The sequence below is a fragment of the Neobacillus muris genome (assembly GCF_943193175.1).
Taxonomy (GTDB): Bacteria; Bacillota; Bacilli; order Bacillales; family Cytobacillaceae; genus Neobacillus; species Neobacillus muris.
The window spans coordinates 1-12,946 of record NZ_CALPDF010000070.1 but is presented as its reverse complement, the minus strand read 5'-3'; the positions used below and the strand labels follow the sequence as shown (position 1 = coordinate 12,946).

Below are 12,946 nucleotides of genomic sequence, written 5' to 3'. Positions count from 1 at the left end.
TCGGAAGAGAGTTGTCAACTGTCGGAAAGCAGGCCGTCACTGTCGGAAGCGGGTCCAACTGTCGGAAAGGGTGATCCAACTGTCGGAAGTGAGGTGTCAACTGTCGGAAAGCAGGCCGTCACTGTCGGAAGCGGGTCCAACTGTCGGAAAGGGTGATCCGACTAACGGAAGCGAGGTGTCAACTGTCAGAAAGAAAGCAGCCACTGTCGGAAAGAGGCTCCCTATTGTCGAAAAGCAGACCCCATTGTAGAATAAAGGACGAGAATGAGGCTTTGGCCTCTCTTTTTTTTCAAAAAAAAAGGAATTTAGACATAATCTATGGAAAATAACCTTATAGAGAAAGCCTCAGGCGGGGGATAGAGATGAGCCATAAAATTTTATTGGTAGAAGACGATACAGCCATAAGTGACATGGTCAAAGGACAGTTCATGAAAGAAGGCTTCGAGGTAGTGCCGGCATTCGATGGGGAAGAGGCACTAGCAGTGTTTGCAAGCGGCACATTTGATTTAATTCTTCTGGACCTCATGCTGCCCAAATTAGATGGAATGGAATTTTTAAAGATCATTCGGGAGAAAAGCATGGTACCGGTTCTGATCATGTCAGCAAAGGATGGCGACCTGGACAAGGCGCTAGGTTTGGGATTTGGCGCCGATGACTATATTGCCAAGCCATTTTCAATGATTGAGCTGACAGCACGGGTGAAAGCTGCGATCCGGCGGGCAACCCATTATTCGCGTACAGTGCAAAAACAGGAGGCAAGCGTAATGGCAGCCGGGGAGCTGACCCTTGATCTAGATAATTTTTCGCTCCACAAACGAGGCGAAGAGGTCAAATTAACGGCAAAGGAATTTCAAATTCTAAAGCTATTTATCTCCCATCCAAACCGCGTCTATACCAAGGCGCAAATCTATAGTCTCGTATGGGAGGAAGATTACTATGGAGATGAAAATGTCATTAATGTCCACATGAGAAGATTACGAGAGAAGATTGAGGACGACCCTTCTTCGCCAACTTACATAAAAACGTTATGGGGCATTGGCTATAAGCTTGGAGAGTTCTAGCCATGATCCTATTTTTGCTCATTGTCATATTGATTTTAATAGGATTGAACATCCAGCAGTGGAGAACCCAAAAACAACACACAGAAAATTTGGGGTATCTCCATGAAAAACTAAAGCGAATCATTGACGAAAAAACCGATGAAAAACTGTTATTGCACACAACCGATGAAAATTTAAAAAAGGTCCTGATTGAGGTCAACCGTCTTCTGGAGCACAATCAAAAGACGATTGCAGCCTACAACAAAACGGAACTGTCGATGCGAAAAATGCTCTCCAATATTTCACACGATCTAAAAACACCGCTGACTGTCGTGCTCGGGTATCTTGAAATGATTCTGAATGACCCCGAGAGAAGCTATCATGAATCGGAAGAACCTTTGCAAAAAGTGCAGGCAAAAACGGTCGAGGTTTTGGAGCTGATTAAAAAATTCTTTGATCTGGCCAAACTGGAGTCTGGTGATAAAGATATTCCTTTAACGAGAGTCAACCTTAATGAGCTGTGCCGGAAAAATATCTTAAGCTTTTATGAAGTAGTAACAACTAAAGGCTTTGAGGTGCAAATTGACCTTCCAGAAGGTAATCTTTACGGATTGGGAAATGAAGATGCACTGGACCGGGTGCTAAATAATTTGATTTCGAACGCAATCCAGTACGGCGGAGAAGGGAAAACCCTCGGAATTGCCTTAAGAAGCGACGAACAATTTGTTTATATTGATGTCTGGGATAAAGGCAAAGGAATCAGCGAACGGCACAAGGATTTGGTTTTTGAAAGAATGTACACACTGGAGGATTCCCGCAATAAATCCTATCAAGGCAGCGGCCTGGGCCTGACGATCACCAAGAGGCTCGTCGAAAAAATGAATGGAGACATCTTTCTCACCAGCAAGCCCTATGAAAAAACCACTTTTACGATTCAACTAAAAAGAATTACATATTAAATTGCTAAGGGTGCCTCTTTGGCACCCTTTCTTTAACTTAAGATTTTTGTAAGATTTGATTAATAAAAAAGAAAATTTCGTTGTCTAAAATAAGAATTAGTTAAGACGAAGGGGAGCTGAAATAAATGTGCTACGTGATTAAAACCAATCAACTGACCAAGACCTACAAAGGCAAGGAAGTTGTGGCGAATGTCAATATGAAGGTAAAAAAAGGAGAAATTTACGGTTTCTTGGGCCCAAATGGTGCCGGGAAAACGACGATTATGAAGATGCTGACCAATCTTGTCAAACCAACAAGCGGGGAAATTGAGCTTTTTGGAGAAAAATTAACCAACACCTCCTATGAACTATTCAAAAGAATGGGCAGCATCATTGAGTATCCAGTCTTTTATGATAGGCTGACAGCAAGAGAAAATCTGGAATTGCACTGTGAATATATGGGTTATTATGATAAACGGGCGATTGATTCCGCGCTGGATTTAGTAAAATTAAAAAATATCGACAATAAATCGGTAAAGGAGTTTTCACTGGGGATGAAACAGCGTCTGGCGATTGCCCGGGCGATTATTACTAAGCCCGAATTGCTGATTCTGGATGAGCCGATTAATGGCCTCGATCCGGTGGGGATTAAGGAGCTGCGCGACCTGTTTCACATGCTGTCCCATGAGTATGGAATCACGATGCTGGTTTCATCACATATTCTTGGTGAAATGGAGCAGATCGCTGATACGATTGGGGTCATTAATGACGGGAAACTAATAAAAGAAGTTTCAATGGATGAAATACATGAACAAAATACGGAGTATATTGAACTGGCTGTAACCGATGTGAAAAAGGCATTTTATGTCTTGGATGAGATTCTTCACCTGGAGAATTTTAAAGTAGTCGATAGCTCACGCTTTAGAATCTATGATACTGCTCTTTCACAATCTGAAATATCGAAAACACTTATTCTTAATGGTGTCATGATTGAGGAAATGAATAAAAAGAACCATTCGCTCGAAGATTATTTTCTAACCTTGTTAAATGGAGGCGGGATCAGTGCGTAAATTAATCAGGCTTGAAATAAAAAAGTTTAAGTTATTTTCTTATTTAAAAAGTGTAGGGATTGCCAATGCCGCTATGATGGGGATGCTGTGCTTAATCTATTTTGCAGAAAAAAGTGAAGGAGGTATTGCGTTCCCAAACTATGAGGTCACCTTTGAATTACTTGGCAGTATTGTCAGGCCGGTGTTTATTATCTTTGCCGCGGTGCTTATTTCGAGGCTGATTATTGAGGAATATAAAAGCAAGTCGATCACGCTTTTATTTATGTATCCGATTCACCGCAAAAAATTGATCATTGCCAAACTCATGATTGTCGCTTGCTTTACCTTTTTAGCGATCATGTTATCGACGTTCTTCATCGGGACTGTGTTTTATTTGGCTGATTCCATTTGGCATTTTGTCCCCGAGGCATTGACTCTAGGACAAGTAACTGGCATTTTCTTTGATTTGATCCTCAGTGCGATTGCTTCTGCAGGGATGGCGTTAATCCCGCTGTATTTTGGAATGAAGAAAAAATCAGTTCCAACAACCATTGTTTCAGCGATTATTTTGGTATCTTTAACCAACTCAACAGCTGATGATGTGGATATTTATCGATTCATTGCGATTCCAATCGCACTTGCGCTTACAGGCTGCCTTATCGCTTACTTCTCGTTCCGAAATATTGAAAAAATAGATGTTAACTAAAAATAAAGCTGCTGGAAAAGCAGCTTTATTTTTTCAGTAATTCCAATAATAAATCCGGGCGGTTGGTCAGGATTCCATCAGCACCGGCATCCAGCAGTTTTTTCATTGTTTTTGGATCATCAATCGTCCAATAATGGATTTGCATGCCGCGGCGATGCGCACCGTCAATCAACTTCTGATCGGTTAAGTCAAAGCCGCTGTCTTCGGTCGGGATTTGAAAAGCGTCCACCTGTGGCTGGTAAAGGTCTCTTAAGAAAAACTTATGGAAAATGACGAAGTTTTTCACTTCTTGTTTTCCTGCTGTAGTGGCGACCCGGCCTTTTGCGTATTTCTCAAACGTTTTTAAGATTTCTTGGTCAAAGGAGGCGATTAAGATTTTATCCTCCATATGATACTTTTCAATCAGCGACCATAGCTTAGCGGCCATTTCCTCATACCGTTCCGGCGGGTTATCATCTTTAATTTCCATTTCAATTCTCATATCCCCAAACGTTTGGAACATTTCTTCAGCCGTGGGAATATAAACACCTTTGCCCCGGAAGCTGTAGCTGCCATCCAGGTCTTTAAAATGATACCCGGCATCCAGTTTCTGAATTTCCTCGAGTGTCAGGTCTGCTACTTTACCATGCCCATTTGTGGTTCTATCAACCGTTGGGTCATGGATTGCGACCAAATAACCGTCCTTTGTAATATGAAGGTCCGTCTCCAATACATCGACCCCCATATCTGCTGCATTTTGAAAGGCGGCCATGGTATTGGACGGGGCCAGCAGTTCACCGCCTTGATGTGCAATCACCAAAGGGCGGTCATTTTGGAAAAAACTTTTTTCATTGATTTTTTTGACGGGGACGAAATTAATCCCTAACAGGAAAAGGATGAGTAAAGGAATTAGGAATTTTATGACGGCAGCAAGGCGCCGTCTTTTTCTTGGTTTTTCGAGTGTAACTTGCTGCATGAAAGATCTCCTTTTCTCAGTATCCTTTTGAATAATCAACTAGATTAATAGCGGGGATTGCTCCAGATAAATAAGCTTTTAAATTAGGAATCAAAATATTTTGGATGACCCGTTGATTATAGTGCTCTGTTGCCCCGGAAGTGTGCGGGGTGACAATCACGTTCTCCATTTCCCATAACGGACTTTCTGCCGCTAATGGTTCCGTTTCAAACACATCCAATCCCGCTCCTGCAATAATACCTTGCTGGAGGGCCGCGATTAATTCTTTCTCCACGACGATTTCCCCGCGGCCAATGTTGATGAAAAAGGCAGCAGGTTTCATTAACTGAAACTGTTTGATTCCAAACAAATGGTGGGTCTCTTTTGTATGCGGTAAAGTAATCACGACATAATCGCATTGTGGCAATACCAGATCAAGCTGGTCTATTTTATACATTTCATCGACAAACTGGGCAGGCATGCCGGAGTGCCTGACGCCAAGCACCTTCATCCCAAAGGCTTTGGCAATTTTCGCGGTTTCTTTGCCAATTGCTCCTACACCAATGATTCCGATGGTTTTTTCATGTATCTCCAATTTTATATTGGCATGATGCCATGTTTTGGATTGCTGATTTTTTACATAGGTGTGGATTTTTCTCGTTAATCCCAGCATTAAGGCAAAAATGGTTTCGGAAATGGGATAGCTATGGACCCCATTGGCGCTTGTTAATAGGATATCGGCTGCCTGTAATTTGTTTAGCGGCAAGGAATCCACTCCTGCACTCCAGGTTTGCACCCACTTGAGCCCGGACTCAGGACCGAGGCAATATTCATCCAATCCACGCCTCCAGCCTGCAATCACTTCCGCATCTCTTGCATGCTCCTGACAAATCTCTTTATCCTTAGAAGCAATCAGCTCCCAGCCGGGGATTATTTCTTTGATTTGCTGGAACAGTTCCTCTGTCAGGTTATTGGTAACCACAAGCTTTCTTTTGGGCATATTTAGTCCTCCTATTTGAAGAGTTTTCTGTTTTTATCATAACAGCTTTATTCAAAAAATAGGTTGAAAAAATGCAAAAATCTAACTCCTGGCTGTGACTGTCCGGAGATTGAACACTTTCCTTCTATAAATTGTCCAAAAAACATACACCTTTATTAAATCTCATTGTCCCTTTAGAACAAATGGCTTGGCATGAAAATTGCAAATTAAAAACTGAGTGAGCCATGATTTGGGAGGGGATTTATGTGAGATTAGAAGATTGTTTAGCTGTCGTAACCGGCGGGGCTTCAGGACTTGGGGAAGCGGCGGTTCGCAACATTGTTCTAAAAGGCGGCAAGGCGGCGATTTTTGATCAGTCGGAGGAAAAAGGGAGGCAGCTTGCGGAAGAATTAGGAGAGTCCGTTTTATTTATCAGGGCGGATGTGACGAAGGAAGAGGACATACGAGCGGCAGTCAACCAGGCAGCGGATGTGATGGGCGGCATTAATACCCTTGTCAATTGTGCCGGAATTGGGGCAGCAGAAAAGGTCATTGGGCGAAACGGGGCTCATCATCTAGCTAATTTTGCTAGAGTGATCCAAGTAAATTTAATTGGGACCTTTAATGTAATCCGGCTTGCGGCGGAAAAAATGATTGGCAATGAGCCGAATGAACATGAGGAAAGAGGGGTGATGATTAATACGGCATCGGTTGCCGCCTTTGAGGGGCAGATTGGCCAGGCGGCATATAGCGCATCTAAGGGCGGAATTGTCGGCATGACCCTGCCGATTGCCAGAGAACTGGCCCGCTACGGTATTCGGGTGATGACCATAGCTCCAGGACTTTTCCATACACCGCTGTTTGATACATTGCCTGAGGAAGCGAGGGATTCCCTTGGAAAAACAGTGCCGTTCCCTCCAAGATTAGGATATCCTAGCGAATATGGGCGGCTGGTCCAGAGTATTATTGAGAACCCGATGCTAAATGGGGAAACGATTCGCTTGGATGGTGCCATTCGCATGCAGCCGAAATAGATTCTACTATGAAAGGGTCCCTAGACGGGTCCTTTTTTTTAAGATAGGAAATTATTTACAATATTTGTAGAATTCAACCTACTATTTGTAGAAAAACTCCAATTTTTGAAGAATCCCGGCTCTAAATGGCAAAATACCTCATCCGTTTTGTAGAATTCATCACAGTATCTCTCCTTATCCATACTATTAATGTAAAAGAAGGAATTTTGAGTAAATAAAATATTCAAAAAAGTATAGTATATTTGCTACAATAGGGGTAGGTTCAAAAGTTAGGAGTGATCACATGCTCCAAATTCAAGATATTATTACTCCGATGGATTGTATGGCAACGGAGGGAACTACCTTGAAAGAAGCCTTTAGGATCATGGCCGGCAAGAAGTGGAACATCCTTCCAGTAACCAATCCGAAGGGAATTTTAATCGGTGTTTTTACCCGCAGCAGCTTGTATCATATGATCATCCAAGAAACCCCTCTTAACACTCCCATCAGACATTACATAAAGAAACAAGTCGAAACGATCAAAGTCGATACTCCATTTGAGAAAATTGAAGAGCTTGTCAGGACAAGCAAAGTTGGCACTGGTGTCGTAGTCGATGAATCCAATCGGGTGGCAGGGATCCTTACGAAAACCGATATGGTAATGGCACTGCTGCAAGCATCCCAGGAATTGCAAATGGTAAAAAAATTAACAAGAACACTGGATACGGTCATTGACCACGCCTTTGACGGGATCATTATGACGGATGAGCATAAGCAAGTCCAAATGGCGAACGAGCCAATCCTTGAATTATTTAACCTTCAGTCCGAACAAGTTCTGTATCAGCCCGTTTCAAAAGTAATGCCCCAACTGCATATGGATCGTGTCTATCAATCACACGCTGCTGAAGTAAGCGGATTCTTAGAAATCAATGGCATCAAGTATATCATTCACCGGATTCCGATTTTACAAGAGGGGGAAGTAATTGGGGCCATTGGCAAGGTAGTCTATAAACAATTAAATGAGGTCAGTGAATTATTTAAAAAACCCTTAAGGGAGAAAAGTAAGGCCCGCTATTATCAACAGCCCTATCAAAGGCCGGAATCGGCCCAGTTTACATGGGACCATATTTTAAGCAAGGACCCGCATATAGAAAAACTGAAACGGACAGCTGCCAAAGCGGCTAAAGGCAGGTCCACCGTTTTAATCCGCGGTGAAAGCGGCACAGGGAAAGAACTGTTTGCTCATGCCATCCATAACAGCAGTACAAGAAGCGGCAGTGAGTTTGTGGTGGTCAACTGTGCAGCGATTCCCGAGGATTTGCTTGAATCAGAGTTTTTTGGCTACGAACAGGGGGCCTTTACCGGTGCCAGACTAAAGGGCAAAATCGGCAAATTTGATTTAGCCAACGGAGGCACCTTGTTTCTTGATGAAATCGGCGATATGGCCCTCACTCTACAGGCAAAGCTCTTGCGTGTGCTCCAAGAGCGGGAATTTTATCGGGTCGGCGGCACGAAAAGAGTAAAGGTGGATGTCAGAATTATTGCCGCCACCAATCGAAATCTGGAGCAAATGGTGAAAGAAGGCCAGTTTAGGGAGGATTTATATTACCGTTTAAATGTGATTTCCTTGCATGTGCCGCCGCTGCGTGAACGTCCCGATGACGTCAGTTTTCTAATTGGAAAATTTATGGTTGAGTTGAACGAAATTTTGGGTACCTCGATTACCGGTATCGAGGACCGTGCCAAAGCGGCAATGGCCCATTTCGATTGGCCGGGGAATATCCGGGAGCTGCGGAATGTTCTGGAACGGGCGATGACCTTTGCAGAAAACGGTAAAATCAAGTTCGAGGATCTCCCAGATTATTTAACAGCGAAAGTATCGTTAACAGAACCGGATGCTTCTAGGTCGATGGTGGAGAACGCGGAGCTGGCTGCCATTAAAAAGGCCCTGATTCATGTTAAGGGCAACAAAGTCAAGGCAGCAAAATTGCTTGGGATCAGCCGGTCCGGTTTATACGAAAAAATAAAAAAATACAAAATTCCAACCTAGTCAACTGTGGTTAGGGGGGCTTGGGCAACTCCATTTAGAAAGCGCTAACACTTGTAAAAGGAGGCAACAAATGATGAAACATCCCTACTTAAAGGAAGACCATGAAATTTTTCGTCAATCACTAAGAAAGTTTTTGGAAAAAGAAGCATATCCCTTTTATGAACAATGGGAAGAGGACAGGATGGTTCCTCGCTCTTTTTGGAGAAAAATGGGGGAGCAAGGCTTTCTGTGCCCTGATGTGGAAGAAAAATATGGCGGGAGCGGGGTGGATTGGGGCTTTAGTGTGATCATTAACGAGGAATTGGAGCGGGTTGGCTCCGGCTTAGTGGGGATAGGACTTCACAGTGATATTGTCGTTCCGTACATTACGGCATATGGAACGGAAGAACAAAAACAACGCTGGCTGCCCAAATGCGTGACGGGCGAAATCATGACAGCGATTGCGATGACGGAACCGGGAACAGGTTCAGACCTAGCCAATATTAAAACCACGGCTAAGCTTGATGGAGACCATTATATTGTCAATGGACAAAAAACGTTTATTACCAATGGCATTCAATCAGATTTAGTAGTGGTTGTCGTGAAGACGGATCCACAGGCTGTGCCAAAGCATAAAGGCATCAGTCTCCTGGTAATCGAACGGGATAATCCTGGTTTTTCCAGGGGCCGCAAGCTGAATAAGGTAGGCCTTCATTGTCAGGATACAGCGGAATTAATTTTTGAAGACTGCCGGGTTCCAAAAGAAAACCTGCTTGGTGAAGAAGGCAGGGGCTTCCACTACTTAATGGAGAAGCTCCAACAAGAAAGGCTTTTGGTGGCAGTATGTGCCCAAACGGCATCAGAAGTGATGCTAAAGCTGACAATGGACTATGTAAAAAGCCGCGAAGCCTTTGGCAAGCCGATCAGCCAATTCCAAAATACCCAGTTTAAAATTGCTGAAATGGCAGCGGATGTCCAAATGGGGCGGGCATTCTTAGACCAACTGATTGCTGAACACATGGAAGGGCAAAACGTCGTGACCAAGGTGTCGATGGCAAAATGGAAGCTGACAGACATAGCCAAAAGGATTGCCTCTGAAAGCATGCAGCTGCACGGCGGTTACGGCTATATGGAAGAGTACGAGATTGCCAGACGTTTCCGCGACATCCAGGTGTCCAGTATATATGCCGGCACCAATGAAATTATGAAAACAATCGTAGTTAAAAATCTTGGATTATAAAAGAGAGGAAGATGAACATGCGTGAAGTAGTGATTGTAGAGGGAGTACGTACACCTGTAGGAAGAAGAAATGGAGTTTTAAAAGATATTCGTCCAGATGAATTAGCAGCATTTGCCTTAAAAGAATTGGTGAACCGGACCGGCATCGCTCCAGCCATTATCGAAGATGTCATTCTTGGATGTGTTACCCAGTCAGGAGAGCAAGCAGGGGATATCGCAAGGGTAGCAGCGTTAATTGCGGGTTACCCCATTGAAGTGCCTGGCACAACGATTGACCGCCAATGCGGCTCCAGCCAACAGGCTGTCCATTTTGCGGCACAGGCAATTCTAGCCGGCGATATGGACGTTGTCGTGGCAGGCGGTGTGGAAAGCATGAGCCGGGTGCCAATGGGCTCCAACTATATGGGCGCTGAAGAACCATTCAGCCCGAAATTAAGAGATAAGTATGAAATGATTCATCAAGGGCTGTCTGCCGAGCGGATTGCTGAAAAATATGGCTTTACCCGTGAGGAACTGGACCGTTTCTCTCTTGAAAGCCATAAAAGAGCAGTAAGGGCCCAGGAGGAAGGTTATTTTGACCGGGAAATCTCCCCGATTGAAGTCACTCTTCCAGATGGGGCAACAGCCGTTATCAAAGAAGATTCCGGCCCAAGAAAGGACACATCGTTAGAAAAACTGGCAGCGCTGAGAACTTCTTTCTTGGAGGATGGTGTCATTCATGCTGGTAATTCCAGCCAAATCAGCGACGGGGCTGCGGCCGTATTATTGATGTCCCGTGAGAAAGCGGAAGAATTAGGGTTAAAGCCGCGTTTCCGGGTGAATACCCGCGTCGTTGTCGGGGATGATCCAACTATGATGCTTCTCGGACCGATTCCTGCGACTAAAAAAGCCCTTGATAAAGCTGGATTGTCCATCGATGATATTGATGTATTTGAAGTAAATGAAGCCTTTGCGCCAGTGCCGCTTGCCTGGCTGAAGGAAACAGGTGCAGATCCTGCAAAGCTCAACCCAAATGGCGGGGCCATAGCAATCGGCCATCCACTGGGGGGCAGCGGAGCGCGTTTAATGGTCACGATGATGCATGAACTGGAACGTTCCGGCGGCCGTTATGGCTTGCAAACGATGTGCGAAGGCCACGGAATGGCCAATGCTACAATTATTGAACGATTAGACTAGATTTTAATATTGGAACCGTGCAGGATAACAAGGCAGCAAAGGCAATCGGACCATCCCGATTGCCTTTCATTTAAAAAAATGGAGGAGATGTCATGGGACCGACTATTGGCAAAATTTTCGATTTAACGGTACAAAAATTTCCTAACAAAGAGGCTATTTACGACGTGCGAAAGAATGTGCGCTACACGTACAAGGAATGGAGTGAACAGGTAAACTGTCTGGCCAATGCTCTTTTAAAGCAGGGGGTAAAAAAAGGAGACCGGGTTTCAATGTTCCTGTTTAACACGGAAGAATTAGGAACAGCCTTTTTTGCCTGCGCCAAAATTGGAGCTATATTTAATCCTATCAATTTCCGGTTAGTGTCGGAGGAAGTTGCTTTCATTTTATCAGATGCAGCCCCTAAAGTTGTTCTTTTTGAAAAAGCTTTGGAGCCAGTGATTGCAGGCATTGAAAACCGTTTTGAACACATTTCTTTCTGGTTTATTGATGATGCAGCTCCTGAATATGCTGCCAGTTATCAAATGAAGCTTGCGGAAGCTTCAAGTGAAGACGTCCATGGGGATGTGAACGAAAACGATATTTATGCATTTATTTACACGAGCGGGACAACCGGACGTCCTAAAGGGGTTATGCATTCACATCGGAATATGGTGGATCAAAGCGTCCTCTGTATGGCTTCTCAAAAGCTGGAATCTACTGATGTTGGTCTTGTCACTGCACCGATGTTTCATTGCGCTGAGCTTCATTGTGCGTTCTTGCCCAGAGTTCATACTGGAGCTAAAAATGTCATCTTACATCAATTTAATCCTAAAGCCATCCTCTCGCTGATTGGTCAAGAAAAAATCACCAAGCTCTTTGCAGCACCGACTATGTGGAACATGCTGCTGCAAGAAGATTTAAGCCAATATGATTTATCGAGTCTTAAGCTCGGCTTATACGGTGCTGCTCCGATGGCTCCATCTCTTGTGCATGCTCTTCACGACCGCTTAGGCATTTCGTTGATTCAAGCCTATGGGATGACCGAAATGGGACCCGCCATTACCTTTTTATCTGAGGCGGACCAGCTGCGTAAGGCAGGTTCGGCAGGGCAGGCAGCCTTAAGCCATGATATTCGGATTGCCAGGACGAGAGAGGATGGCCCCTCCGATCCAGATGATGTGGTTCCGGCCTATGAGACGGGTGAAATTGTTGTCCAAGGGCCTTGTATGATGCTCGGCTATTATAATCGTGAGGATGCAACGAAAAAAGCGATGTACAAGGGCTGGTATCATTCAGGGGATATTGGGTACATGGATGAAGATGGTTATCTTTATGTAAATGACCGGGTGGACGATATGATAATCAGCGGTGGTGAGAATATTTATCCTCGTGAGGTGGAGGACTTGCTGCACAGCCATTCAGGCGTTCTGGATGTCGCGATTGTCGGTCAGCCTGATGATCGCTGGGGTGAAACGGTTACTGCCTTTGTGGTGAAAAAGGATCCGAATTTGACGGATCAAGTACTAGATGAATTCTGTAAGACTAGTGATAAATTGGCTAATTATAAGCGCCCAAGAAAATATATTTTCTGTGACGCATTGCCGCGGAATGCGAGCGGCAAAATACAAAAATTTATTTTGCGGAAGCAGTTGGAGGATTTGTTCACACAGGGGTGATCAATGCTGTTGGGGAAGATCATCCGCCAGTAAGAGAAGGTTATGCGACAGTTGAAATAGTATGCGACAGAAGCGGCGGTTTATACGACAGTTGGAAGGTGCTATACGATAGTTGGGGAAGATCATCCGCCAGTAAGAGAAGGTTATGCGACAGTTGAAATAGTATGCGACAGAAGCGGCGGTTTATA

11 protein-coding genes are annotated in these 12,946 nt (G+C 44.2%); 9 read left to right on the top strand and 2 right to left on the bottom strand.

The window, feature by feature from the left end; translation table 11 throughout:
• Nucleotides 1–362 precede the first annotated feature (362 nt).
• The 4 genes from NFS43_RS23845 to NFS43_RS23830 all read left to right on the top strand — a co-directional run bounded on the left by NFS43_RS23845 (nucleotide 363) and on the right by NFS43_RS23830 (nucleotide 3,733).
• Nucleotides 363–1,061, top strand: a complete 699-nt coding sequence (locus NFS43_RS23845; RefSeq protein ID WP_251555456.1) for a response regulator transcription factor — start codon at nucleotides 363–365, stop codon at nucleotides 1,059–1,061.
• 2 nt (nucleotides 1,062–1,063) lie between these two features.
• Nucleotides 1,064–1,999 (top strand): sensor histidine kinase, encoded by a 936-nt coding sequence (locus NFS43_RS23840; RefSeq protein ID WP_251555455.1) that lies wholly within the window; start codon nucleotides 1,064–1,066, stop codon nucleotides 1,997–1,999.
• 125 nt (nucleotides 2,000–2,124) lie between these two features.
• On the top strand, nucleotides 2,125–3,048 hold the full coding sequence (locus NFS43_RS23835) for an ABC transporter ATP-binding protein (RefSeq protein WP_251555454.1): 924 nt from the start codon (nucleotides 2,125–2,127) through the stop codon (nucleotides 3,046–3,048).
• On the top strand, nucleotides 3,041–3,733 hold the full coding sequence (locus NFS43_RS23830) for an ABC transporter permease (RefSeq protein ID WP_251555453.1): 693 nt from the start codon (nucleotides 3,041–3,043) through the stop codon (nucleotides 3,731–3,733). The genes NFS43_RS23835 and NFS43_RS23830 overlap by 8 nt, the downstream gene beginning before the upstream one ends.
• A gap of 25 nt (nucleotides 3,734–3,758) precedes the next feature.
• Here NFS43_RS23830 and NFS43_RS23825 read toward each other — a convergent pair whose 3' ends face one another.
• A complete protein-coding gene (locus NFS43_RS23825; RefSeq protein WP_251555452.1) occupies nucleotides 3,759–4,688 on the bottom strand; it encodes a glycerophosphodiester phosphodiesterase family protein in 930 nt (309 codons plus the stop codon).
• A gap of 16 nt (nucleotides 4,689–4,704) precedes the next feature.
• Nucleotides 4,705–5,667, bottom strand: coding sequence for a D-2-hydroxyacid dehydrogenase (locus tag NFS43_RS23820; protein ID WP_251555451.1), 963 nt, complete (start codon nucleotides 5,665–5,667; stop codon nucleotides 4,705–4,707).
• Between the two features lie 245 nt (nucleotides 5,668–5,912).
• Here NFS43_RS23820 and NFS43_RS23815 point away from each other — a divergent pair, with 245 nt between their 5' ends.
• The 5 genes from NFS43_RS23815 (at nucleotide 5,913) to NFS43_RS23795 (ending at nucleotide 12,758) form a co-directional block, all read left to right on the top strand.
• Nucleotides 5,913–6,680, top strand: coding sequence for a 3-hydroxyacyl-CoA dehydrogenase (locus tag NFS43_RS23815; RefSeq protein WP_251555450.1), 768 nt, complete (start codon nucleotides 5,913–5,915; stop codon nucleotides 6,678–6,680).
• A 283-nt stretch (nucleotides 6,681–6,963) separates the two neighbouring features.
• Complete coding sequence (locus NFS43_RS23810) at nucleotides 6,964–8,709, top strand: sigma 54-interacting transcriptional regulator (RefSeq protein ID WP_251555449.1); 1,746 nt, start codon at nucleotides 6,964–6,966, stop codon at nucleotides 8,707–8,709.
• Nucleotides 8,710–8,782: 73 nt separating this feature from the next.
• On the top strand, nucleotides 8,783–9,928 hold the full coding sequence (locus tag NFS43_RS23805) for an acyl-CoA dehydrogenase family protein (RefSeq protein ID WP_251555448.1): 1,146 nt from the start codon (nucleotides 8,783–8,785) through the stop codon (nucleotides 9,926–9,928).
• A 17-nt stretch (nucleotides 9,929–9,945) separates the two neighbouring features.
• On the top strand, nucleotides 9,946–11,103 hold the full coding sequence (locus tag NFS43_RS23800) for a thiolase family protein (protein ID WP_251555447.1): 1,158 nt from the start codon (nucleotides 9,946–9,948) through the stop codon (nucleotides 11,101–11,103).
• Nucleotides 11,104–11,195: 92 nt separating this feature from the next.
• On the top strand, nucleotides 11,196–12,758 hold the full coding sequence (locus NFS43_RS23795; RefSeq protein WP_251555446.1) for a fatty acid--CoA ligase: 1,563 nt from the start codon (nucleotides 11,196–11,198) through the stop codon (nucleotides 12,756–12,758).
• The last annotated feature ends 188 nt before the right edge of the window (nucleotides 12,759–12,946 follow it).

Excerpts from the sequence above, each read along its gene's own strand:
- NFS43_RS23845 (WP_251555456.1), top strand. The coding sequence starts at position 363 with ATGAGCCATAAAATTTTATTGGTAGAAGACGATACAGCCATAAGTGAC.
- NFS43_RS23840 (WP_251555455.1), top strand. The coding sequence starts at position 1,064 with ATGATCCTATTTTTGCTCATTGTCATATTGATTTTAATAGGATTGAAC.
- NFS43_RS23835 (WP_251555454.1), top strand. The coding sequence starts at position 2,125 with ATGTGCTACGTGATTAAAACCAATCAACTGACCAAGACCTACAAAGGC.
- NFS43_RS23825 (WP_251555452.1), bottom strand. The coding sequence starts at position 4,688 with ATGCAGCAAGTTACACTCGAAAAACCAAGAAAAAGACGGCGCCTTGCT.
- NFS43_RS23820 (WP_251555451.1), bottom strand. The coding sequence starts at position 5,667 with ATGCCCAAAAGAAAGCTTGTGGTTACCAATAACCTGACAGAGGAACTG.
- NFS43_RS23810 (WP_251555449.1), top strand. The coding sequence starts at position 6,964 with ATGCTCCAAATTCAAGATATTATTACTCCGATGGATTGTATGGCAACG.
- NFS43_RS23805 (WP_251555448.1), top strand. The coding sequence starts at position 8,783 with ATGAAACATCCCTACTTAAAGGAAGACCATGAAATTTTTCGTCAATCA.
- NFS43_RS23800 (WP_251555447.1), top strand. The coding sequence starts at position 9,946 with ATGCGTGAAGTAGTGATTGTAGAGGGAGTACGTACACCTGTAGGAAGA.
- NFS43_RS23795 (WP_251555446.1), top strand. The coding sequence starts at position 11,196 with ATGGGACCGACTATTGGCAAAATTTTCGATTTAACGGTACAAAAATTT.